Origin of the sequence: Sphingobacterium humi (assembly GCF_009768885.1) — a bacterium.
GTDB lineage: Bacteria > Bacteroidota > Bacteroidia > Sphingobacteriales > Sphingobacteriaceae > Sphingobacterium > Sphingobacterium humi.
Genome location: NZ_WSQA01000005.1, coordinates 1 through 23,020 on the forward strand (window position 1 = coordinate 1; position 23,020 = coordinate 23,020).

The window sequence follows — 23,020 nt, forward strand, 5'->3', positions numbered from 1 at the left end:
GAGTCGCAAAATCTGAGAGAATACGTTTATATTTACCATGGCGATGGATCAATTTTGGCGAATTAAATATAGCATTCCCTGCTGTATAAATCCACCGCCATTTTTTCCCTCGTTTAGGACGCTACTGATAATCAGCTACAAAATACTATTTTTATTAATCTTGTCTATATATATTTTCATGTTTTTTATACTTTTGTAATGCCCTCCCCAAGGGCATGTTTTTCATAGGTAGATGTAGGGTCGAATATTTCTTATTCGACCCTTTTTTATTTTTAGCAATTTATTGAAAAACAATATAAGGGTGTCATTAATAGCGTTTTATTGTGATGATTTCTGATAATTTAGTATCGATTTTAGGGAAAAGATGTTTGGGAAATTGCCCTAGTTACCAAAAGTTAATTAGCTGTTGTAAAGCTTTTAGCGAGTGTTTTTAACTGTCAAAAACTCGTTACCAAAATTAACTAATAAGAATGTAACATGAGTTTAAACATCGTTTTTTGGGTGTTTTATCCAGAAAAGGCTGAGAATTTTCGTGAGACTTTGCTTTGGGGATGCTAGAGATGTAAATCGATAGGGATTACATCCTTTTTATTTATATTTGGTTTTAAATCTGTCTAAACTTATATGGCTGAGGAGCAAGGGAAAAAACATTTTGGAATAAAAGATATTGCCAAACTGGCCGGCGTATCGATCGCAACGGTAGATCGGGTGTTGAACAATCGGAAGGATGTATCCGATAGTACACGGGAGAAGGTATTGGCCATTATTAAGGAAAATAATTACCAGCCCAACCTTTTTGCGCGCTCCTTATCGGTAAAAAACAACCTGAATGTAGCTGTGCTCATTCCGAAAACCTCCTTCCAGACCGGCTATTGGCAATTGTGCCTGGATGGTATAAATAAAGGGAAGGAAGAATTGGAGCCCTTCGGTATCCATACCCATATTTTTCTGTACGATCAGGAAAAACGAGCGACTTTCAAAAAAGCCGCTGCCGAAGTGCTGAAGCAAAATTTCTCTGCCGTGGTTATTGCGCCCATCTTTGAGAAAGAAACGCAGGAGTTTGTCAGCGATTGCCATAAGCGTAAAATGCAAACGGTGTATATCAACTCCGATATCCCGAGCAAATCTACACTTGGCTATATTGGCCCCGATTTATACAGCACGGGCCGCCTGGCGGGTAACCTAACTTCCTACCTGGTGCAGCCTCATGCGAAGATTCTGGTGCTGAATGTGGCCAAGGGTTTGGAGAACTACCGCTACCTGGAAACCAAGATTGAAGGATTCCAAGAGTATTTAGGGCAGGTGGATCCGACCATTAAAATCGATATCGTCGATATTCCCTATAACGAATACGAACAGATTGAGCTGGAGCTAAAAGCGAGCATTAAGCGCTATAACCCCGATTTAATTTTCTTTACCAACTCTAGGGTGGCCGTTTTAGGACGTTTTTATACCGAGCATCCGCGCATGAAGAAACCAAAGATTATCGGTTTCGACTTCCTGGGTTCCAATGTCGATTACCTGGCTTCCGGCGTGGTGGACTTTCTGATCTGTCAACGTCCCGATAAGCAAGGCTACTTCGCCCTCAACTACCTGTATCGTTATTTCCTGAAACGGGAAAGCTTCGAAGGCTATAAGCCTATGCCCATCGATATCCTCACCAAAGAGAATTACCTGTTTTATGAGAACTAAGGACATTTTTCCTAGCTTTGTGTTATGCTAAGAAAGAAAAAAATCGTCGTGGCCATTACGGGTGCATCGGGTTCAGTCTATGCCAAAGTATTATTGGATAAATTGCAATTGCTTCAAGATCAGATTGAGGAAGTGGGCATTGTGATGTCGGATAATGCCAAAGATGTGTGGCAATTCGAACTCAATAACCAATCTTTTGCCGATTACGATTTTAAGTTCTATCAGAAGAATGACTTCATGGCGCCCTTTGCCTCCGGTTCGGCCAAGTTTGATACCATGATTGTGGTGCCTTGTTCCATGGGTACCCTGGCGCGCATTGCACAAGGGGTCTCTTCCGACCTAACCACGCGGGCAGCCGACGTCATCCTGAAAGAGCGGCGCAAGCTGATTTTAGTGACCCGCGAAACCCCCTTAAGTTTAATTCATATTCAGAATATGCAGCTGGCAACTCAAGCAGGGGCTATTGTATGCCCAGCATCACCTTCGTTTTACAGCTTGCCGCAGAGCTTTGAAGAATTGGCCGCCACGGTTATCGATCGGGTATTGGATATGGCAGGCTTCGAGCAACAAACCTTCCGCTGGGGCGAATAGGATATTTCCTTTTTTTATAACATCTATTAGAATGATTTTGTACTTTTGTTTTTTAATGAAACAGCTGTACCCGTCTTCGCTAAACACAGTTTTCTGTATGCAGAAGGTTTTTGAAAATGCTCATTCGAAAAGATCTGTCTGTAGGGTCGCTGATTTCATTCCCCAACATCAGGGATTAGCATCGCAACTTTTAGATTATCAACATATTTCATGGCTACAATATTAATTACTTCTGCAACCCTAGTTTCAGCAGCTCATCCATTGCACATGAGCACCGTTGATGTGCTCCTCAAAAACGGAAAGATTGAGAAACTGGCCAAGCAGATTAAATCCGACGATAAGAACCTACGGCAAATCGATGCAAAAGGCAGTTTCTTAGCCTTGGGCTTTTTTGATTTGAATGTGAACTTCGGCGAACCAGGGTATGAAACAAAAGAAGATATTGCTACCGGGTCGGCCGCTGCAGCAGCAGGTGGTTTTACCGCTGTAGCCGTACAGCCGAATACCAATCCACCCATTCATTCCCGCTCGGAAGTAGCCCTGATTGTGAATACAGCAAAAGGTAACCTGGTGGATGTATATCCCATCGGTACCATTTCCCGAAAAAGAGAAGGGAAGGAGCTGGCGGAGTTGTTTGATATGAAGCAAACCGGTGCCGTGGCTTTCTCTGATGGTAACCACGCCGTGCAACAGGCAGGCCTTATGGGGCGCGCACTCTTGTATGCCAAAGGTTTTCAAGGATTGATTATGTCGCATCCGGAGGATGACTCCATCGCCGGGGGAAATAAAATGAACGAAGGGGAGGTGAGTACCTACCTCGGCATGAAAGGGAATCCAAATCTCGCCGAATCTATTATGGTATCGCGCGATTTATTTCTGGCCGAATACAATGAAGCGGCCATCCACTTCAGCACCATTTCTACCGAAGAGTCGGTAGACCTGATTAAAAAAGCAAAGGCCAAAGGCCTGAAGGTTAGCTGTGATGTAGCTGCTCATAACCTGGTCTTTACCGATGAGGAGGTGAAGGGTTTTGATAGCAATTACAAAGTAAACCCACCTTTGCGTACTAAAAAAGATATTAAAGCCCTGTTAAAGGGATTGAAAGACGGCACCATTGATGCCATCGTTTCCCAGCATACACCACATGAAATTGAATTTAAGAATGTGGAATTTCAGATTGCCTACGACGGGATTATTGCTTCGCAAACCGTTTTACCACTGCTGATAAAAGCTGGATTAAGCCCCGAAGCTATTGTAGAAAAGCTTTCAGTAGGCCCTAGAAAAGTACTTTCTTTACCTGTGCCGAGCCTAGAAGAAGGGGCAGATGCCAATTTAGTCTTGTTCAGCACCGATAAAAAGTGGATATTTGATGCGAAGACCAATAAATCTAAAGCCGCTAACAGTCCTTTGTTTGGTCAGGAACTGACCGGTAAAGTGCTTGCGGTGTTCAATAACAATCAAACTGTAATCAACGATTAATATGGATAAGAAAGTAAAAAAGGCGCTTTTAGCCAGTGTAAACAGCTATGCCGCCAGTGAAAATATAGAAGCAGATGCCCTTTCGAATGCCCTGATCAGCTGCTTTGAAGCCGAGAAGCCTTTTATGGATAAGGTGGCCGATATGGATGCTGTTTTCGACGATCATCAGCAATTTGAAGAACTACGTGAGTATACCTTCGACTTATTGATGATTAATTTCTTTGCCGCCGATGTAGAGAAATTGGAAGAAGATTACCTAGATTCTGAAGAATGGGAAGCCATTGAAGAGGAAACCTTAGACCGCGGATCGGAGCTGTTGAACATGTTGCTATACCTGCGTGAATGTGCTGATGACGATATTGAACCTAGCATGGAAGATTTCTTGAAGGAATTCTTACTGGTAGAAGAAGATGAGTTTCAGGACGAATACCGCATTTATGAAAAACTGATTGCCAACCAGATTCTGATTGAAAGCGACTACGCTGAGATTGCAAAGGTGGCCAAATCAGTAGGTGAGGACGAAGAACTGTACGAGCTATTTTATCCGTTGGTAAGCTTTTTCAACGAGCCTAACCCGACTGCCGAGCAGCTTCAGGATTTCCAAAAGAATGCCGCGAATGCCTCTTTAGACGGCGCATTGCTACAACTAATCATTAACTTTAACAACTAACCTATGGATCAATTGACAGACAACGCTGCACAAGTTAAAAAGAAAGCCATTATGTATGGGGTAATCCTTGGGGTTATCTCCTTCGTGCTTTCCATCGTTTCCCTCTATATTTCTAAATCGGCAACTTCCTTGATTACCTCATCGATTGCATCGGTGTTCATCAACTACGTTGTCTTCTTAATTATCGCTGTGTTTATGGTGATCAACTTAAGAAAAATCAATGGAGGTTATTGGGATTTCCCTTCGGCCTTGAAAACGATCTTTATTATGTTGGCTATTACAGCGGCTATCGGTACAATCGGTATTGCTTTATTCAATGTTGCCAATCCGACTTTACAGGAGGAAGCCATTGATAATACCATCAACTTAACCATCGAGACCTTGGAGTCTACAGGTGCTCCTGATGATCAGATCGATACCACAGTAGAAATGTTGGAACAACAGAAAAGTGCCTTAGGATCGCTGTCAATCGGTCAAATCTTGAAAGGTTTGATGGTGTCTTTATTGTTATACTTTGTGCTGTCCTTGATTTTAGCAGCAATCTTCAAAAAAGAGAAGCCTATTTTCAACAATCCGGCGCCATCGGATGATGCTCATCCTTGGCAAAATGAAAATTCTTAAATAAACCCAACCGTTTATATGCTAAAGGTATCATTGGAAAATGATACCTTTGCTTTTTATATTTATGGATATATCAGTCGTTATACCTCTTTACAACGAGGAAGAATCTCTTCCTGAATTGGTCGCTTGGATTAAGCGTGTTATGGATGCGCATAATTTTTCTTACGAAGTTATCCTGGTGGATGATGGAAGTAAGGATAATTCATGGCAGGTGGTGAAAACCTTGAAAGCTACCCATGAACAGGTAACAGGCATCCGTTTCCGTAGAAACTATGGAAAATCGGCGGCTCTGAATGTCGGATTTGCTGCTGCCGAAGGCGACGTGGTGATTACCATGGATGCCGATTTGCAGGATAGCCCCGATGAGATTCCAGAGCTTTACGACCGCATTAAGAATCAGGGTGCTGACCTGGTATCGGGTTGGAAGAAGAAACGCTATGATCCATTAACCAAAACTATCCCAACGAAGTTATTTAATTCGGTAACCCGTAGCATGTCAGGGATTGATAACCTGCACGACTTCAACTGTGGCCTCAAAGCTTATCGCAAAGATGTGGTGAAAAGTATTGAAGTATACGGCGAAATGCACCGTTATATTCCGGTATTGGCCAAATGGGCCGGTTTCGGGAAAATTCAAGAGCAAGTAGTGCAGCATTACCCACGTAAATATGGAACGACCAAGTTCGGTCCCGGACGCTTTGTGAAAGGCTTTTTGGATTTGATGTCCATTTTCTTTGTGGGGAAATTTGCCAAACGGCCTATGCACTTCTTCGGACCCCTTGGCGTATTAAGCTTCCTCTTAGGATTCTTTATTACCGCTTGGCTGATTATCGAAAAGCTAATCAGCATTGCGCAGGGTTCTGCCTATAGAAATGTAACCGATCAACCCTTGTTCTACCTCTCGTTAGTGGCCATTATTTTAGGAACACAATTGTTCCTGACCGGCTTTATTGCCGAGTTGGTGGCACGAAACGGATCGGATAGAAATAAATACCACATCGACCAAGTCATTTAGCATGTTCTTTTCGATTATTATTCCTCTTTACAATCGTCCGGTGGAAATTAAGGAGCTTTTAGTTTCCTTAACCCAACAGCGCTATAGCAATTTTGAAGTTATCATTGTTGAAGATGGTTCTTCAAAACCGGCAGAGGATATTGTCGCACGGTTTAAAGGGCAGTTGGATGTTCATTATTACTACAAAGAGAACGAGGGGCAGGGCTTTGCCCGGAACTACGGATTCGAACGTGCCAAGGGCGATTACTTTATCGTTTTTGACTCGGATATCCTCGTGCCTGCAGATTACCTAGATCATGTGCTAAAAGGATTGCAGCGTGATGGCTGGGACGCCTTTGGTGGGCCAGATGCGGCACATGCCTCCTTTACAGCCGTACAAAAGGCCATTTCATACTCCATGACCAGTCCTTTTACCACGGGGGGTATCCGCGGTAATAAGAAACACGTGGGGCAGTTTCACCCACGGAGCTTTAACCTGGGAATCTCTCGTCAGGTTTGGGAAAAAACTCGAGGCTTTAAATTATCCCGTCGATCGGAGGATATTGAATTCAGTATCCGGATGATTAATGCAGGCTTTAAGGTCGGGTTAATTCCCGAAGCTTTTGTATACCATAAACGTCGGGCTAACTTTAGCCAATTTTACCAGCAGACTTATCAGTTCGGAAAAGGACGGATCGATATCTACAAGATGTATCCTTCCGAGTTAAAACCGGTGCATGCTTTGCCGGCCGTGTTTGTAATCGGTTTAGTCGCCCTGTTAATGATTAATGTTATTAATCTCTTAACCATGAATGAAATCCAACTGTTTAATGCCTTAGGCTGGTTGGGGAATGCATTTTTGGGGCTTTATACCTTTTTACTGTTCTTGCATGCTTTATTTGTTTGCAAGAACTTAGGCGTAGCTATCCTGGCGGTTATTGCCGCTTATACCCAATTGATAGCCTACGGATCTGGTTTCCTTAGCCAGTATGCTACCCTCATCTTATCGAATAAAAACAATAAAAAATTGACAGTTTAACCTGCCTTTGGTATATTGTCTGGATTTACATATGATAGCACTTACACAAAGTAGTTTAGATAAATTAGAACTTTTATTCAGCGATTTAGGATTCAAATTACGCTATGAAAAAGGTTCATTCCGTACAGGAGCCTGCATTTTGCAGACTTCCAAAGTAGTGGTAGTGAATAAATTCTCCAGTGTAGACATGAAAGTGCAATCGCTGTTGCAAATCTTGCAAACCTTGGAAGTGGATGAATCGCTGATTAACGAAAAGCTACAGCCCTTCTACGCAAATATTAAAAAGACGAAAGAAACGATTTGAGAGTAACATTTTTAGGTACCGGTACATCTCAGGGGGTTCCTGTTATTGCATGCCATTGTCAGGTTTGTCAGTCGACAGATCCCAAGGACAATAGGCTGCGGTCTTCCATTCTATTGGAATATAACGGCTATACCGTGGTGGTGGATACTGGTCCTGACTTTCGCTATCAAATGCTGCGTCAAAAAGTAGACCGTCTGGATGCTGTGTTAATGACGCACTCCCATAAGGATCATATTGCAGGACTGGATGATGTGCGCGCCTATAACTACCAACAGCAACAGTCGATTCCTATTTATTCCAATAAGGCAACTCACGACGCCTTGCGGAAGGAATTCTATTATGCCTTCAGCGATTATAAGTATCCGGGGGTTCCGCAATTGGAGTTGGAGGAAATTCATGCAGGCGAGGCTTTTGAGCTTTATGGCGAGTCTATTCTTCCCATTGAGGTGATGCACTTCAAGATGCCCGTGCTGGGCTTTCGCATTGGCGACTTTGCTTATATCACAGATGCGAAAACCATTGCCGAGGAATCTTATGCACAATTAGGTGGTGTAAAAGTATTGGTGCTGAATGCCCTGCAGAAAGAACCTCATATTTCGCACCTGACCCTGGAAGAAGCCTTGGAAGTTGCCCAACGCATCGGGCCCGATCAAACCTTTTTAACCCATATCAGCCATCGTTTTGGCCAACATGCCGATATTCAACAAGAGCTTCCTGCTGGGGTTTTTGTGGCCTATGATGGCCTTCAATTGAGCGTGTAGCACCCTTTTCTTGTGGTACTTATTACAGCCACTTCCTGAATGGCAATAAAAAAAGTAATTTTTCTGCAACAAAAAATCAAACCATTTCCCTATTGTGTTGTTAATCTCTGTGAAAACATGTTTAATAATTATAATGTAAACATCAAAACTTTACTACTATGGGAAATATTTTGTATTTAATCGCTGTAATTCTAGTCATCATTTGGGCCATAAGCTTCTTCGGAGGTTATGCCACTGGTGGTATTATTCACATCTTATTGGTGATTGCCATCATTGTGATCCTATTAAGAATTATACGAGGAAACGCTTAACGGTTCTGAATAGAACTCGTTAGGTAATATTGAGCAATAGCAATGTCTTCGTTAAAGGTGATCTTGATATTCTTAGGGTCGCCGGGATGGATAAAAATGCTATTGCTCATTTTTTCAACCACTGATGCGTCGTCGGTAAACAAGGGATCTTCCGCTTGCTTGTAAGCCTGGCTTAGCAATCCCGCTAGGAAGATCTGCGGCGTCTGTACCAACCATACCTGATTCCGATCTATCGCTTCGTTATTGGAAGCATCTCCTAATCGTACTGAACTACTGCTTTGCATCGCGGGAATAACCGCTGGATGTTGGCTATTACAGGTTTCAAATAAGCTATTAATTAAGCTATCGCTAATGATGGGCCGAGCCGCATCATGAATAGCAATCTTCGCGTCGTCCTGAATCGTGTAGTTTTCCTGCAAATAGCTAATACCCGCTTTCACACTCTGAAAGCGTGTGTCGCCTCCACTACAAACCGCATGGGGATAGGAGAATCCCTGTTCTTGCACTAAATTTTGCCAATAATCAAGCATGCTCTCCGAAAGCACAACCAGAATTTCAGGATGAATGCTGGCCTCCGCAAATTGGCGAATGGTATGCATCAACACGGGCATACCCACTAATTCCATAAACTGCTTGGGTAAAGTGCTGTTCATTCTGGAACCTGTTCCAGCAGCTACGATAATGACAAAATTTTGGTTCATAAGGGCAAAGATAAAGACTAAAAAACAAGAAGGGAGACTTTTTAGCCTCCCTTCTTGTTTTTTAGATGATTAACATCGCATCGCCATAGCTGTAGAAGCGGTATTTCTCTTTTACGGCTACTTCATACGCGTTCATCACGTTTTCATATCCTGCAAAGGCAGCAATCATCACCAATAGGGTAGACTGCGGCGTGTGGAAGTTCGTAATCATGGAGTTCGCGATACTGAAATCGTATGGCGGGTAAATAAATTTGCTGGTCCAGTCGTTCGCAGCTTTCAAGTGGTGGTCTGCCGATACTGAGGACTCGATCGCACGCATGGAAGTGGTACCCACCGCACAGATACGACGTTTGGTGTCGATTCCTTTATTTACGGTATTGGCAGCTTCTTGTGAGATGATAAACTGCTCAGAGTCCATTTTATGCTTGGTTAAGTCTTCCACCTCTACGGTACGGAAAGTTCCGAGGCCAACGTGCAAGGTTACTTCAGCAAACTCAACACCTTTTAGCTCTAGGCGTTTCATCAATTCGCGAGAAAAGTGCAAACCAGCGGTAGGCGCCGCAACAGCACCTTCGTTTTTCGCGTAGATGGTTTGATAACGGAATTTATCTTCCGGAGTTGCTTTACGTTTAATGTATTTGGGAAGTGGAGTTTCCCCTAAGATTTCGATATTCTTACGGAATTCCTCGTCCGTGCCGTCAAATAAGAAACGGATGGTACGTCCTCTTGAAGTCGTATTATCGACAACCTCAGCTACCAATAAGTCATCATCGCCAAAGTAAAGCTTGTTTCCTACACGAATTTTACGTGCTGGATCAACCAATACATCCCATAAGCGCAATTCTTTGTTCAGCTCGCGCAGAAGGAATACTTCAATTGTAGCTCCGGTTTTTTCTTTATTGCCATACATACGAGCAGGGAAAACCTTTGTGTTGTTTAAGATCATGACGTCTTTATCGTCGAAATAATCTAACACATCCTTGAAGATTTTATGCTCAATTTTTCCGCTGTCACGGTGTAAAACCATTAAACGCGATTCATCCCGTTGTTCGGATGGTTCTGATGCAAGTAAAGATTCCGGTAAATTAAAATTGAATTGTGATAATTTCATTTTTTATAATGACAGTATTAATGCCCTCTAGCCTTACTGGGGCTAGATTTTAATAAGGCTTACAAAGTTACGAAATATTATGTATTTAATATGTCAAATGTTTACCATTAGCAAGCAGGTAATCGGGGCTTTAACAGCATGTAGATGATGTGGTACTTTTTTATTTCTTTATGAAAACTTTTCATGAGTTAGCATAGGATTTTCTAAAATATATTGTAATTTAAAAGAGCAAAAACTGTTAAGATTTCCTAATACAATACTAAAAAATGGCTGATACCACAAAGAAAGAAGATTTTGCCAATGAAATCATCCCAATACCAGAGACTATAGAAGAAGGCGTGCAACATGTGAATAACCCCGTGTTGGATTTACCAAGAATAGAAAAACAATACCTAACTACTGTTAAAGGCTACACACAAGATCGAAATGTCTTTTATTTTACCGATGGACGTGCCAAGGTAGAGATCAAAGTATTCTCCGAAGAGATAATCCGCGTGCGCCTCGCGCCGGAAGGTGTCTTCCTCGCCGACTTCTCCTACGCCATCAATTACAAGGCCGATCAGTATATCAATTATCAACTGGCAGAGACCGAAACGCATTATTTAGTGAAAACCAATGCGGTAACCTGTTATATCCAAAAGGACAACTTCTATGTGTCTTTTGGAGATACCGACAATAAGATATTGAATGCTGACTTTGCGCCCATGCACTGGGAGGAGAATGTGGACTATGGCGGGTATTATGTTTACTGTACCAAGCAAGCCCAAGCCGATGAGACCTTCTTTGGCTTAGGCGATAAGGCCAGTAACTTGAACCTGCGCGGTCGGCGCGTTCGCAACTGGAACTCAGATACCTATTCCTACGCTTTCAACCAAGATCCACTCTACAAAACCATTCCTTTCTATATTGGCGTAACGGATGGCGATGCCTACGGGATCTTCTTTGATAATACGTTTAAGACCTTTTTTGACTTTGCTGCCGAGCATCATGACCAAACAAGCTTTTGGTCGGAGGGTGGCGAACTGCAATATTACTATATCCATGGACCGCAGATGCTCGATGTAGTGAAGCGCTATCACAGCATCACCGGTACACATTACATGCCGCCACTATGGGGAATAGGCTATCATCAATGCCGATGGAGCTATTATCCCGAAGCGAAAGTTCGGGATACAGCCAATGAATTCCGGAAGCGTGAGATCCCTTGCGACGCCATCTACCTTGATATCGATTATATGGATGGCTACCGTTGCTTCACCTGGAATAAACGCTATTTTCCGGATCCCAAGAAGATGATTGCCGATTTAGCAGCCGACGGCTTCAAAACCGTAGTGATGATAGACCCGGGCATCAAGGTCGATGATCAGTATTGGGTATTCAAGCAAGGGCAGGAGAATAACTACTTCTGTCGTCGTGGCGATGATTATTTTATGGAAGGCTTTGTATGGCCGGGCCGCTGTCAGTTCCCCGACTTTACCAATCCGGAAGTACGCACATGGTGGGGAACCCTGTATAAAGGCTTGGTAGAAGATGGCGTAGCTGGTTTCTGGAACGATATGAACGAGCCTGCCGTATTCGGTCGGGGCACTTTCCCCGATGATGTTCGACATCAGTTCGAAGGGCATCGTGGCTCGCATCGCAAGGCGCATAACATCTACGGCATGCAGATGGTTCGGGCCACCTACGAGGGATTAAAGAAATTATACCGCAATAAGCGACCTTTTACCATTACCCGGGCTGCTTATTCCGGCACCCAACGCTACTCTTCGGTCTGGACCGGCGATAATATCGCTACTTGGGAGCACCTAAGAATCGGCACGCTGCAACTGCAGCGCTTATCGGTATCGGGGATGTCTTTCTGTGGCACCGATATTGGAGGATTTACCGGAGAACCGGATGGGGAGTTATACACCCGCTGGATGCAGTTTGGTGTGTTCTCCCCATTTATGCGAGTGCACTCGGCCGGCGATACCCGCGACCGGGAGCCTTGGAGCTTTGGCACAGAGTGGGAAGTCATCTGTAAGAAGTTCATCGAATTACGCTATAAACTATTACCGTATATCTATACCGCCTTCTGGCAGCAGCATCGCTATGGCGATCCTATATTAAGACCTATAGCCATGCTGGAGCAGCATTTGGCGAAGAACCTACAGCGGGAGGAGGAATTCTGTTTTGGCGACCATTTATTGGTGTCGCCGGTGTTACATCCGGGGCAGCTGAACAAAATTGTGTACTTGCCTGCGGGCGCTTGGTATTATTATTTCAGCAACCAGTATTTTGTGGGCGGCCAGGAGCATCAAATTGATACCCCATTGGATGAAATGCCATTTTTCGTGCGCGCGGGTGCTATAATTCCGGAATTCCCGGTGATGCAATATACCGGCGAGTTCAAAATTGAATCCCTGCGCATCAATTACTATTATGCAGAATCCAGTGTAGAATCTTACATTTATTCCGACCATGGCGACACCTTTGCCTATGAGCAAGATGTTTACATGGACAAGCATTTTATTGCCGAAGGCAGTAAGCAAAGTGTAAGCATTCGCCAGGCAGAATACGGACTTTACACACCTAACTACAGCAGTTTTCAGTTATACTTTATCGGATTGCCCTTTACCCCGAAACAAATTACCGTAGATGGCATCAAAGTAAACCTGCAACAAGATGAAGAAGGAGCTAGCTACGTACAGATAGATCGTGATTTCAAAAAGATAACCTTGCAATAAACATAAAAAAACAAATAACCAACATGAGCGAAGCGGTGCAGGTTCATAGCCTACTCTCGGATTTTGATGTGCAATTATTTCGAGCTGGACGGCATTATAAACTCTACGAAAAGTTTGGATCCCAGGAGATACGCGTACATGGCGTGCAAGGTGTATACTTTGCGGTCTGGGCGCCTAATGCCCAACAGGTTTCAGTTATCGGGAACTTCAATGGCTGGAATCCTCATGCCCATCAGCTGCATGTACGCTGGGATAGCAGTGGCATTTGGGAAGGCTTTATTCCCAAACTCAAAAACGGGGAGGTCTATAAATACCATATCCACACCAATCAGGGAGAACGCCTTGAAAAGGCCGATCCTTTTGCCTTACATGCCGAGATTCCACCGAGTACAGCTTCGGTGGTGGCAACCACCTATTACGAGTGGACCGACTCGGAATGGCAGTTCAACCGTCGCGAGCATAATGCCCTAGACCGGCCATATTCGGTCTATGAAATGCATTTAGGCTCGTGGATGCGCGATCCCAAACAACCTGATCGCCTCCTAAGCTATACGGAAATTGCCGAACGCTTGATTCCCTATATTCAGGAAACCGGCTTTACACACGTGGAGTTTATGCCGGTGATGGAGCATCCCTATTACCCGTCTTGGGGCTATCAGATTACCGGCTATTTTGCCGCCAGCTCGCGCTATGGCAGTCCACAGGAACTGATGGGACTCATTGATGCCTTGCATCAGAGCAATATTGGGGTTATCCTAGACTGGGTGCCTTCGCATTTCCCCGGAGATGCGCATGGCTTACATCGCTTCGACGGTACGCATCTCTACGAGCATGAGGATCCGCGGAAAGGTTTTCACCCCGATTGGCAGTCCTATATTTTCAATTATGGCCGCAACGAGGTCAAGTCCTTCCTCATCAGCAATGCCTTCTTCTGGCTAGAGCGCTATCATATCGATGGCTTACGGGTGGATGCGGTTGCTTCGATGTTGTACCTTGATTATTCGCGCAAAGCAGGGGAGTGGATTCCCAATGAGTTTGGTGGAAACGAGAACCTGGAGGCTGTCAGCTTCCTGAAAGAGATGAATGAGGCTATTTACAAGTACTTCCCACATCGGCAAACCATCGCCGAGGAGTCAACCTCCTGGTCGGGTGTCAGCCGTGCTACCTTCGATAATGGCTTGGGCTTCGGTATGAAATGGATGATGGGCTGGATGCACGACACCTTAGCCTATTTTCAGGAAGATCCCATCAACCGATCCTATCATCACGATAAGATGACCTTTGCCGGGGTATATGCCTTTACAGAAAACTTCATGCTGCCCTTGTCGCACGATGAGGTGGTCTATGGCAAGCAATCGTTGATTTATAAAATGCCGGGCGATGAGTGGCAGAAATTTGCCAACCTGCGCGCCCTGTATCTCTATATGTTTACTTTTAGTGGTGCTAAGTTATTGTTTATGGGCGGTGAATTCGGACAAACCTCCGAATGGAATGTCAACCAGTCCTTAGATTGGCACCTCTTGAAATTTAAACCCCATGCCGGCCTCAAAAAGTTTATTTCCGATCTAAATGCGGTCTATAAAGGCTATCCGGCCTTGTACGAAAAGGCCTTTAGCCCGGAAGGATTGAACTGGATTGAAATGGGCGACCGGGCCAATAGCGTCTTTGTTTATTCCCGCAAGGGCCATGATGAAGATAACGACCTGCTTATCATCTTGAATTTAACCCCTGTGGTCCGTCGTAATTTTAGAATTGGCGCGCCACACGCCGGATCTTGGGAATTATTGCTAAATTCGGATGAGCAGAAATACCAGGGAAGTGGGATTGCCGTGAAGAAGAAAGTTCAAGCCGAATCTACCTATTGGATGAACCAAAAACAGTCCATTCTTTTAGATATCCCTCCGTTAGGGGGATTGATTTTAAAACGTACCAGATAAGCTATGCAAGTAATTCATCTTAGTGTCGAGTGTTTCCCTATTGCCAAGGTCGGCGGGCTTGCCGATGTTGTCGGCGCCTTACCCAAGTATCAGCGAGAGCTGGGGGTAGATGCCGCCGTCATCATGCCCTATTTCAATAGGAAGTTTGTGCAGGAAAATTCCTTTGAACGTGTGGCTCAGGGGCAGTTCTATCAGGGGTCTGCCTTGTTGTCCTATGAACTCTTAAAGGAAAAAGACGATAAACTGGGTTTCCCCTTATACCTCTTGAAGATTCCAGGTCTTTTAGATCGGGAAGAAGTGTACTGCTATCCTGATGAAGCCGATCAGTGGATCGCTTTTCAGCATGCCGTACTGCATTATTTAAACAGTTTAGAACAACTACCGGATATCCTGCACTGCCATGACCATCATGTCGGGCTGATTCCGTTTTTAACAAAATATAGCAATGATTATAAGCGCTTGGCGGAGATTCGCACCGTTTTTACCGTGCATAATGGCCAATACCAAGGCTGGATGAATTGGAACAAGGGCATCTTGTTGCCTGCCTTTGATACCTGGAGATGGGGGCTGATGGATTGGGATGGATTAATTAATCCATTAGCGACGGCCATTAAATGTTGCGAAGCCTATACCACGGTATCCGAGGGTTATCTATCCGAACTCTATGCGGAGGCAAACGGCTTGCAGGCTTTGTTTTCCGACGAGCGGGCCAAAGCCCATGGGATTGTCAATGGCATTGATAGCGCCTATTGGGATCCGGAGAAGGATAGCCTGATTATCGAAAATTACGGCCTTGCAAACGTAGATACAGGGAAACTGGCCAACAAAAAGATGTTATGCGCTCAGTATGAGCTGGATCCAAGTTTGCCCTTATTGAGTTTTATTGGTCGTTTTGCTACCGAGAAAGGTGCCGACATCCTCGATCAGCTGATTGAAAAGCTGCTGCAAGGCGAGCAAGCGGTGCAGGTATTTATACTTGGCTCCGGCGATGCAGGCATTCAGCAACAAATTGCAGCCCTGCTGCCACGTTTCAAAGGCCGACTCGCCGCTTATTTCGGGTATAATGAAGGCCTGGCGCATCAGGTATATGCCGCTTCGGACTTACTGATTATGCCATCGCGGGTAGAGCCTTGCGGCCTGAACCAGCTGTATGCCCTAAAGTATGGCACTATTCCCGTCGTTCGGGGCATCGGCGGCTTAAAAGATACCGTTATTGATGTTACTGCCGACGGCTATGGCTTTGTCTTTGCCGATGTGGATGCCCAGGAGGCCGCCGCAACGGTGCAACGCGCCTTAGCCTATATCGATAACCCACAACAATTAGATCACATTCGCGATAAAGCAATGGAGCTTGATTTTTCATGGCATAAATCAGCCCAGAAATACATCGATTTATATAACCAATTAGTTAGATGATATGGCGCATAAAGTAGTTTCTATTGTACTAGGGGGAGGCCGTGGCACCCGCTTGTACCCCTTAACCGATCAACGGTCGAAACCTGCCGTTCCGATTGCCGGGAAATACAGATTGGTGGATATTCCCATTTCCAACTGTTTGAATTCCGGCTACAACAAGATTTTTGTCCTGACCCAATTTAACTCTGCGTCATTAAACAAGCACATTAAAAACTCCTATAACTTTTCTGTGTTCAGCAAAGGATTTGTTGATATTTTGGCCGCAGAGCAAACCAGTGAAGGCGATCGATGGTTTGAAGGAACCGCCGATGCGGTGCGTAGAACCCAGAAAAACCTCGTCAATGTAGATTATGATTATGTGCTGATTTTATCTGGCGATCAGCTCTATCAAATGGACTACTCGGATCTGGTGGACTTCCATGTGAAAGGCGGCGGCGATATTACCATTGCCACCATACCAGTAACGGCCAAGGAAGCAACAGGATTCGGTATCCTAAAATCCAACGAAAAAGGGGAGGTTGTTTCCTTCATCGAGAAGCCTAAAAAGGATTTACTGCCCGAGTGGACTTCCGAGGTGCCCGAAGAGCTGGAAAAGCAAGGCCGAAATTACTTGGCCTCCATGGGGATTTATGTGTTTTCCAAAGGGATCATGAAGAAATTGCTGGCCGAAAATGAAGGCATGGACTTTGGCAAGGAGATTATTCCCGATGCCATCGGCAATGTGAATGTATTAAGCTATCAATTTGATGATTATTGGACCGATATCGGTACGATTGCCTCTTTCTTTGAAGCGAATATCGGTTTAACCGATGATATACCTGCCTTTAACCTTTTTGGAGAAACGGTGTATACCCGGGCGCGCATGCTGCCGCCATCGAAAGTATCCGGTACCACCTTGAATCATGCTATTTTAGCCGATGGATGTATTATCCTGGCTGATAAAGTACACCGCTCGGTGATTGGTATACGCTCCAGAATTGGCGCCGGTACGGTTATCAAAATGACCTATATGATGGGTTCTGATTATTATGAAGAGTTAACCGATGTGTTGGAGATGACCAGCAGCCAACAGCCGCCACCAATAGGTGTGGGCGAACGCTGTTATATTGAAAATGCCATCCTCGATAAAAACTGCCGCATAGGCAATGATGTCCGCATTAAGGGCGGCAAACATATGCCGGATGGCGATTTCGAACAATATTCCGTTGTCGACGGGATTATCGTCGTCAAGAAAAACGCCGTCATTCATCACGGCACCAGTATTGGTTTATAAAACAAAAGGCGGTCTACAGACTGCCTTTTGTTTTATCTTCATTATCTTTTTTGGGTTTCTTCTTTCCAAATTCAGCTACCTCAATAATCCGTGGGATACTTGATTTGGGAGCCATATGGCGCAGCTTTCTGATTTTACGCCTACGCTTGTAGTTGCGCAGCAGGCTGCTGTCTTGATACAGGTTCCAGTTCATAAGTAATACCGAAAACAAAACCACCGCTAAGCCTATAATCTGCATCTTAGTCACTTCATGGTTGGTGAAAAAGTGCACCAGTATTAAAGCCACAATAGGATTGACGTAGGCATAGGTGCTGACTTCCGTTGCTGGACGTACCTGCAATAAGAAAATATAGCAACTGAAGGCTAGAATTGAGCCCATAAGCGCCAGGTAAACCATGGCTGCCCAGTATTCCACTTCTACCGCTGCCGGATCGAAACGGCTGTATTCCCCATTCAGGAGCGCAACAGTGGTGAAGGCCGTACCGGCTACCACCATTTGCCAGGCCGTTTTTACCATTACGTTTAAGTCTTCTTCCTTTTCTACGGCAGGTCCATTAGGATCTTGCAGGGCTTTTTTCGATTTTTCCTTGCTGTATTTCGACCAAAGGGAACCTACAGTCCAGCCAATAGTGCCTAGGGTGAGGACGATCATGGCGGTCAGTTTATTCTCATCGGCTTCCGACTGTGCCTGTTTTCCGAAAATCTGCTCGGCAAACAACATCACCACACCCATAAAGCCAAGGATTAAGCCCAGGATGGTAGTAACACTGGAGAAATTCTCCTTCCATTTAGGTTTGTCTAATATAATAAACCAGATGGCCGTAGCGGCGGAAAGGATGGAAACAATGGCGCTGGAAATATACTGCTCAGACCAAATGATGGCCGCCATATCCACAAACAGCAATAAGAAGCCGACAAAAGCAGCGTCTTTCACCGCTTTTTTAATAAAGAGGGTATAGCCTTTCAAATAGCAATAGCCCATCAGCAAGGTTCCTGCGATTATGAAACGGATGGATCCTAAAACAAAGGGCGGAAAGGCATGTAAGGCTTTTTCTATAAAAAAGAAAGTGGAACCCCAGACCACATAGACCACGGCATACGCAAAAACGATTGTTCCTGCACTTGGAGTTGATGAATCTTTAACCATGTGATTATGCTTCCTTGGACGGAATGACTAATTTATTATCTTCTTTTACGGTCTCTAGTACAATGGTGGTACGGGTAGAGATAATGCCTTCAATTTTACTTAAAGAATTGCGCATTAAATCAACCAATCCCGCTGAATCGTTGGTTCTCACTTTAATTAAGTAACCATCTTCACCGGCAATATCGTGCACCTCCAAAACATCGGGTACCTCGGCCAACAGTAAGCCTACTTTCTGCACCCCAATAATATCCTGGGTTTTAATAAAGATAAAAGAAAGCATCTTCTGGTCTAATGCCGCCGGATTGATGCGGGCATTGTATTGCAGAATAACATTCTTTTGCTCTAATTTCTTCACCCGTTCTAAAATCGCCGAAGGAGCCATCCCCAATTCGCGTGCAATATCCGCGTTATTGGTGCGCGCATTATCTTGCATAATGCGCAATATTTGAAGATCTATCTGATCTAAGGAATATTCTAATTTCGCCATAATGCGCAAATATCGGTTTTTCCGAATAAAATTCAAATTATTATGCTGTTAAATGAATATTATTCAGTTTTATGTAACGGCGTGAAAGAAAGGAACCTACAAGATAGCAATATTTTTGAGATTAATAAGGGAAGGGAAGGAAATAGTTCTTCTTTAGGTTTGCTGCTTTGTAGGGTTGTTATTATGCTTTTTCACTTCCCTTGTTGAAGCATTTGCAAAGGGGGTTGATACGGGTGAGAAAGGGGAGTGAAAGGGGAGAGCAAGGGGTGAGAGCGGAAGGTGGGGGGGCGCGTTGTCATGGTGCTGTCATCGTGAGCGGAGTCGAACGACTGGTACGTCAGTGCAATCAACAATGCATAACGTATTAGCATAACGTATTACTTAACAGTGTTTTGTGTAAACATTTAGTAGTTAGTTATCAATGATAACTGTTATCGTGCTCGTGCTGATGTTTTTTTTTATTTTTTTTGTAATACATTGCTAGTAAGCTACTTATGTATGATTGATTGCACTGACGTACCAGTCGTTCGACTCCGCTCACGATGACAGCACCATGACAGCACGATGACAAGCTAATGACAAGATGATGACAGAATGATGATAAAACTTATACCTTTCCACCCTTCTTCTTGCACTTCTCTGCATGTTTTCCTCATCAAAACGTTAAAAAGCGCAAGCTTCTCAAAAGGATAAAACCCCCAGTAGTTCAGCCATTTAATTGGAAACCTGTCCGTATACTGCCATCCAAGAAATCTCCCCTCAGCTTATTTTATTCGCTATTTTTCTTAAACATTGCGTAATTTAGCCTATTCAATCTTATCTATCGTGTTGGAACATTCGATTTTATTAGCGTTATCTGATTCGTTATCAGGTGAATTATTCTTTGATGAGAAGCAAGTTTCCCATCAGACTATGCGATTGGCTTATGCTACCGATGCATCGGTCTATCAGGAGACACCTTTGGCCGTTTGTATTCCGCATACGGAAGCCGACCTGAAGAAATTGATTCTTTTTGCGAAAAAACACCGTATCACGTTAATACCTCGTACTGCCGGGACTTCCCTAGCCGGACAGGTTGTGGGTAATGGTATTGTGGTGGATGTATCCAGGTACTTTAATCAGATTTTAGAAGTAAACGTAGAGGAGCAATGGGCTATCGTTCAACCGGGGGTTATCCGGGATGATTTGAATGCCTATTTAAAACCTTTAGGCTTGATGTTCGGTCCGGAGACCTCCACCGCGAGTCGTGCCATGGTAGGAGGTATGATTGGTAATAACTCCTCTGGCTTACACTCCATTGTGTGGGGCGATACCCGTCAGAATTTACTTGCGGCAAAGGTATTGCTGGATGATGCTAATTTGGTGGAATTCCGGGAATTATCGGAAGTTGAGTATTTCCAGAAACTTTCGCAGCAGAGCCGCGAAGGGGAAATCTATCGGCAGATGAATGAGCTGTTGACGGATAAAGACAACCAAGATGCGATAAAAGCAGGCTATCCGAAAAGTGAAATCACCCGTCGGAATACAGGCTATGCGCTAGATATGCTGAGTGATACTTCACAGGCGTTCAACTTCTGCCGTTTATTGGCCGGATCGGAGGGAACTATCGGTATTATCACCGAAGCGAAGATAAAGTTGATGCCCTTGCCGCCCAAGGAAATCGGCCTGTTGTGTGTGCACTTCCATGATATGGTAGAGTGTATGCGTGGGAATGCCTTGGCCTTAAAACACCATCCGGAAGCTTCCGAATTGGTGGATAAGTATATTTTAGACTTTACGGTTGGACACCCAACCTATCAATACAATCGTTTCTTTATTGAGGGCGATCCTACGGCTTTGCTGATTGTGGAATTTCGTGCCGATACAGCAGAAGCGATCCGCGTGAAAGCGGCGCAACTGACGGAGGCTTTAAAAGCAGCCAACCTGGGTTATGCCTATCCGCTGATTGAAGGCGTTGCGCAAACCAATTTGGTGTGGGATGTGCGCAAGGCTGGTTTAGGCTTGATCCGCAACTTGCCGGGCGATAGTCAGCCGGTAAACCTGATTGAAGACTGTGCTGTTTCTCCGGAAGACCTGCCCGATTATGTGGTCGATGTGCAGCAATTGCTAGCCGAAGAGCAGGTGCATGCCTCGTATTATGCGCATGCGGGTGCTGGCGAATTGCATATTGAGCCTTTTATCAACCTGAAGACCGCGGAAGGAAGACGACAGTTTCGTTCGATTTTAGAGAAGACTACGGACCTGGTTTTAAAATACAATGGTTCCTTAAGTGGGGAGCATGGGGACGGTCGCTTACGTGGTGAGTTTATCGGTAAGGTATTGGGCGAAAAGGTGTACCAATTGTTACTTCAAGTAAAACATATCTTCGACCCGAACAGCATTTTCAATGCGCGTAAGATTGTAGATACCCCAGCCATGGATACGCATCTGCGGTATGATGTAGTGCGCGATGGGAAGGATATTCAAACCTATTTCGACTTCAGCAAAAATGAAAGCATCCTGCGTTTAGCCGAGAAGTGTTCCGGATCGGGGGATTGCCGCAAAACGGAAATAACAGGCGGCACGATGTGCCCATCGTTTATGGCCACCCGCGATGAAAAGGACACGACCCGCGCCCGTGCGAATATGTTGCGTCAGTTTTTGACCAACTCGAACAAGCAAAACCGCTTTGACCATGAAGAGTTGAAAGAGGTGATGGATTTATGTTTAAGCTGTAAGGGTTGTAAAACAGAATGTCCGTCGAGTGTGGATATTGCCAAAATGAAAGCAGAGTTTCTGCAGCATTATTACGATACGAATGGCAGTAGCTTCCGTTCGAAATTAATTGCCAACTTCACGCAATCGCAGAAGTTAGGTTCCTATGTGGCGCCAATTTATAATTTCTTTGCCACGAATCAAATTACTTCCGGCCTGATAAAAGCGGTTGTAGGTTTTGCGCCCAATCGTTCTTTACCGAAGGTGCATGGAACAACCTTAAGTGCTTGGGTAAGAAAACAACAGCCTAGCAAACAGAAACGAAAAGTTTACCTGTTTAGCGATGAGTTCACCGAATACAACGATACGGAAATCGGTATCACCGCATATAAATTATTAACGGCCTTGGGCTATGAGGTTATTATTCCGAAGCATTTGGAAAGTGGCCGTACCTACCTTTCAAAAGGCTTCGTGAAAAAAGCGAAGGTGCTGGCGAATAAGAATGTGGCGCTATTGGGCGATGTGATTTCTGCGGAGACGCCTCTTTTGGGCATTGAGCCGTCGGCCATTATCACCTTCCGCGATGAATATGTAGACTTGGTGGAGCCGACCCTGAAAGAAAAGGCGCAAAACCTAGCGAAAAACGCGCTTATGATTGATGAGTTCTTGGTGCAGGAGATGGCGGCAGGGCGCATTCATGCCGAGCAATTCAGCAATAAGGCCCAGAAGATTAAGCTACATGGCCACTGTTATCAAAAGGCTTTTAAGTTGGTGGATTATACCCAGCAATTGCTTTCCCTACCGGCCAACTATGAAGTGGAAGTGATCCCTTCGGGTTGTTGTGGCATGGCAGGATCGTTTGGATACGAGAAGGAGCATTTTGAGGTTTCTCAAAAAGTAGGGGAACTGGTCTTGTTCCCAACCTTGCGTAAAACCGGTGGAGAATACCTGATAGCAGCGGCGGGAACCTCCTGTAGGCATCAAATTAAAGACGGCGTGCAGCGTAAATCCTACCATCCGGTGGAGATAATGTACGAGGCCTTGCTGGAAAAATAGGAAACAATTT

The 23,020-nt window shown here is 44.6% G+C and carries 19 protein-coding genes; 15 read left to right on the forward strand and 4 right to left on the reverse strand.

Annotated elements, in window-relative coordinates; translation table 11 throughout:
• Positions 1 to 624 precede the first annotated feature (624 nt).
• The 10 genes from GQF63_RS07790 to GQF63_RS07835 all read left to right on the forward strand — a co-directional run bounded on the left by GQF63_RS07790 (position 625) and on the right by GQF63_RS07835 (position 8,462).
• Positions 625 to 1,692 (forward strand): LacI family DNA-binding transcriptional regulator, encoded by a 1,068-nt coding sequence (locus GQF63_RS07790; protein WP_160368667.1) that lies wholly within the window; start codon positions 625 to 627, stop codon positions 1,690 to 1,692.
• Positions 1,693 to 1,716: 24 nt separating this feature from the next.
• Positions 1,717 to 2,283, forward strand: a complete 567-nt coding sequence (locus GQF63_RS07795) for a UbiX family flavin prenyltransferase (RefSeq protein ID WP_160368668.1) — start codon at positions 1,717 to 1,719, stop codon at positions 2,281 to 2,283.
• A gap of 210 nt (positions 2,284 to 2,493) precedes the next feature.
• Complete coding sequence (locus GQF63_RS07800; RefSeq protein WP_160368669.1) at positions 2,494 to 3,762, forward strand: dihydroorotase; 1,269 nt, start codon at positions 2,494 to 2,496, stop codon at positions 3,760 to 3,762.
• A gap of 1 nt (position 3,763) precedes the next feature.
• Positions 3,764 to 4,432: a hypothetical protein gene (locus tag GQF63_RS07805; protein WP_160368670.1), complete on the forward strand. Its 669-nt coding sequence runs from the start codon at positions 3,764 to 3,766 to the stop codon at positions 4,430 to 4,432.
• Positions 4,433 to 4,435: 3 nt separating this feature from the next.
• A complete protein-coding gene (locus tag GQF63_RS07810; RefSeq protein ID WP_160368671.1) occupies positions 4,436 to 5,053 on the forward strand; it encodes a DUF4199 domain-containing protein in 618 nt (205 codons plus the stop codon).
• Positions 5,054 to 5,117: 64 nt separating this feature from the next.
• Positions 5,118 to 6,068 (forward strand): glycosyltransferase family 2 protein, encoded by a 951-nt coding sequence (locus GQF63_RS07815; protein ID WP_160368672.1) that lies wholly within the window; start codon positions 5,118 to 5,120, stop codon positions 6,066 to 6,068.
• 1 nt (position 6,069) lies between these two features.
• Positions 6,070 to 7,086: a glycosyltransferase gene (locus GQF63_RS07820; protein ID WP_160368673.1), complete on the forward strand. Its 1,017-nt coding sequence runs from the start codon at positions 6,070 to 6,072 to the stop codon at positions 7,084 to 7,086.
• A 31-nt stretch (positions 7,087 to 7,117) separates the two neighbouring features.
• Positions 7,118 to 7,390 (forward strand): hypothetical protein, encoded by a 273-nt coding sequence (locus tag GQF63_RS07825; protein WP_160368674.1) that lies wholly within the window; start codon positions 7,118 to 7,120, stop codon positions 7,388 to 7,390.
• Positions 7,387 to 8,151 (forward strand): MBL fold metallo-hydrolase, encoded by a 765-nt coding sequence (locus GQF63_RS07830; RefSeq protein ID WP_160368675.1) that lies wholly within the window; start codon positions 7,387 to 7,389, stop codon positions 8,149 to 8,151. Before GQF63_RS07825 ends, GQF63_RS07830 begins: the two co-directional genes overlap by 4 nt.
• A gap of 158 nt (positions 8,152 to 8,309) precedes the next feature.
• On the forward strand, positions 8,310 to 8,462 hold the full coding sequence (locus GQF63_RS07835; protein ID WP_139185413.1) for a lmo0937 family membrane protein: 153 nt from the start codon (positions 8,310 to 8,312) through the stop codon (positions 8,460 to 8,462).
• Here GQF63_RS07835 and ispD read toward each other — a convergent pair.
• Together ispD and queA are read right to left on the reverse strand one after the other, a co-directional pair.
• On the reverse strand, positions 8,459 to 9,163 hold the full coding sequence (gene ispD / locus GQF63_RS07840; protein WP_160368676.1) for a 2-C-methyl-D-erythritol 4-phosphate cytidylyltransferase: 705 nt from the start codon (positions 9,161 to 9,163) through the stop codon (positions 8,459 to 8,461). The two genes, GQF63_RS07835 and ispD, sit on opposite strands and share 4 nt — an antisense overlap.
• Positions 9,164 to 9,224: 61 nt before the next feature.
• Entirely contained in the window at positions 9,225 to 10,274 is a 1,050-nt protein-coding gene (gene queA, locus GQF63_RS07845; protein ID WP_160368677.1) for a tRNA preQ1(34) S-adenosylmethionine ribosyltransferase-isomerase QueA, read from the reverse strand.
• Between the two features lie 266 nt (positions 10,275 to 10,540).
• Between queA and GQF63_RS07850 the strand changes: the two genes are divergently transcribed.
• The 4 genes from GQF63_RS07850 to GQF63_RS07865 are packed head-to-tail and all read left to right on the forward strand — an operon-like array spanning position 10,541 to position 17,626.
• Complete coding sequence (locus GQF63_RS07850; protein WP_160368678.1) at positions 10,541 to 13,000, forward strand: glycoside hydrolase family 31 protein; 2,460 nt, start codon at positions 10,541 to 10,543, stop codon at positions 12,998 to 13,000.
• A 23-nt stretch (positions 13,001 to 13,023) separates the two neighbouring features.
• Entirely contained in the window at positions 13,024 to 14,937 is a 1,914-nt protein-coding gene (gene glgB, locus GQF63_RS07855) for a 1,4-alpha-glucan branching protein GlgB (RefSeq protein ID WP_160368679.1), read from the forward strand.
• A gap of 3 nt (positions 14,938 to 14,940) precedes the next feature.
• Entirely contained in the window at positions 14,941 to 16,353 is a 1,413-nt protein-coding gene (locus tag GQF63_RS07860) for a glycogen synthase (RefSeq protein WP_160368680.1), read from the forward strand.
• Between the two features lies 1 nt (position 16,354).
• Entirely contained in the window at positions 16,355 to 17,626 is a 1,272-nt protein-coding gene (locus GQF63_RS07865) for a glucose-1-phosphate adenylyltransferase (RefSeq protein WP_160368681.1), read from the forward strand.
• Positions 17,627 to 17,639: 13 nt separating this feature from the next.
• Here GQF63_RS07865 and GQF63_RS07870 read toward each other — a convergent pair whose 3' ends face one another.
• Together GQF63_RS07870 and GQF63_RS07875 are read right to left on the reverse strand one after the other, a co-directional pair.
• Entirely contained in the window at positions 17,640 to 18,773 is a 1,134-nt protein-coding gene (locus tag GQF63_RS07870; RefSeq protein ID WP_160368682.1) for an EamA family transporter, read from the reverse strand.
• 4 nt (positions 18,774 to 18,777) lie between these two features.
• Positions 18,778 to 19,260 carry an Lrp/AsnC family transcriptional regulator gene (locus GQF63_RS07875; RefSeq protein WP_160368683.1) on the reverse strand — a complete coding sequence of 161 codons (483 nt, stop codon included), beginning with the start codon at positions 19,258 to 19,260 and terminating at the stop codon, positions 18,778 to 18,780.
• 825 nt (positions 19,261 to 20,085) lie between these two features.
• Here GQF63_RS07875 and GQF63_RS07880 point away from each other — a divergent pair.
• Positions 20,086 to 23,010, forward strand: coding sequence for an FAD-binding and (Fe-S)-binding domain-containing protein (locus GQF63_RS07880; protein WP_343031036.1), 2,925 nt, complete (start codon positions 20,086 to 20,088; stop codon positions 23,008 to 23,010).
• The last annotated feature ends 10 nt before the right edge of the window (positions 23,011 to 23,020 follow it).

Excerpts from the sequence above, each read along its gene's own strand:
- GQF63_RS07790 (WP_160368667.1), top strand. The coding sequence starts at position 625 with ATGGCTGAGGAGCAAGGGAAAAAACATTTTGGAATAAAAGATATTGCC.
- GQF63_RS07795 (WP_160368668.1), top strand. The coding sequence starts at position 1,717 with ATGCTAAGAAAGAAAAAAATCGTCGTGGCCATTACGGGTGCATCGGGT.
- GQF63_RS07800 (WP_160368669.1), top strand. The coding sequence starts at position 2,494 with ATGGCTACAATATTAATTACTTCTGCAACCCTAGTTTCAGCAGCTCAT.
- GQF63_RS07805 (WP_160368670.1), top strand. The coding sequence starts at position 3,764 with ATGGATAAGAAAGTAAAAAAGGCGCTTTTAGCCAGTGTAAACAGCTAT.
- GQF63_RS07810 (WP_160368671.1), top strand. The coding sequence starts at position 4,436 with ATGGATCAATTGACAGACAACGCTGCACAAGTTAAAAAGAAAGCCATT.
- GQF63_RS07815 (WP_160368672.1), top strand. The coding sequence starts at position 5,118 with ATGGATATATCAGTCGTTATACCTCTTTACAACGAGGAAGAATCTCTT.
- GQF63_RS07820 (WP_160368673.1), top strand. The coding sequence starts at position 6,070 with ATGTTCTTTTCGATTATTATTCCTCTTTACAATCGTCCGGTGGAAATT.
- GQF63_RS07825 (WP_160368674.1), top strand. The coding sequence starts at position 7,118 with ATGATAGCACTTACACAAAGTAGTTTAGATAAATTAGAACTTTTATTC.
- GQF63_RS07835 (WP_139185413.1), top strand. The coding sequence starts at position 8,310 with ATGGGAAATATTTTGTATTTAATCGCTGTAATTCTAGTCATCATTTGG.
- ispD (WP_160368676.1), bottom strand. The coding sequence starts at position 9,163 with ATGAACCAAAATTTTGTCATTATCGTAGCTGCTGGAACAGGTTCCAGA.
- queA (WP_160368677.1), bottom strand. The coding sequence starts at position 10,274 with ATGAAATTATCACAATTCAATTTTAATTTACCGGAATCTTTACTTGCA.
- GQF63_RS07850 (WP_160368678.1), top strand. The coding sequence starts at position 10,541 with ATGGCTGATACCACAAAGAAAGAAGATTTTGCCAATGAAATCATCCCA.
- glgB (WP_160368679.1), top strand. The coding sequence starts at position 13,024 with ATGAGCGAAGCGGTGCAGGTTCATAGCCTACTCTCGGATTTTGATGTG.
- GQF63_RS07860 (WP_160368680.1), top strand. The coding sequence starts at position 14,941 with ATGCAAGTAATTCATCTTAGTGTCGAGTGTTTCCCTATTGCCAAGGTC.
- GQF63_RS07865 (WP_160368681.1), top strand. The coding sequence starts at position 16,355 with ATGGCGCATAAAGTAGTTTCTATTGTACTAGGGGGAGGCCGTGGCACC.
- GQF63_RS07870 (WP_160368682.1), bottom strand. The coding sequence starts at position 18,773 with ATGGTTAAAGATTCATCAACTCCAAGTGCAGGAACAATCGTTTTTGCG.
- GQF63_RS07875 (WP_160368683.1), bottom strand. The coding sequence starts at position 19,260 with ATGGCGAAATTAGAATATTCCTTAGATCAGATAGATCTTCAAATATTG.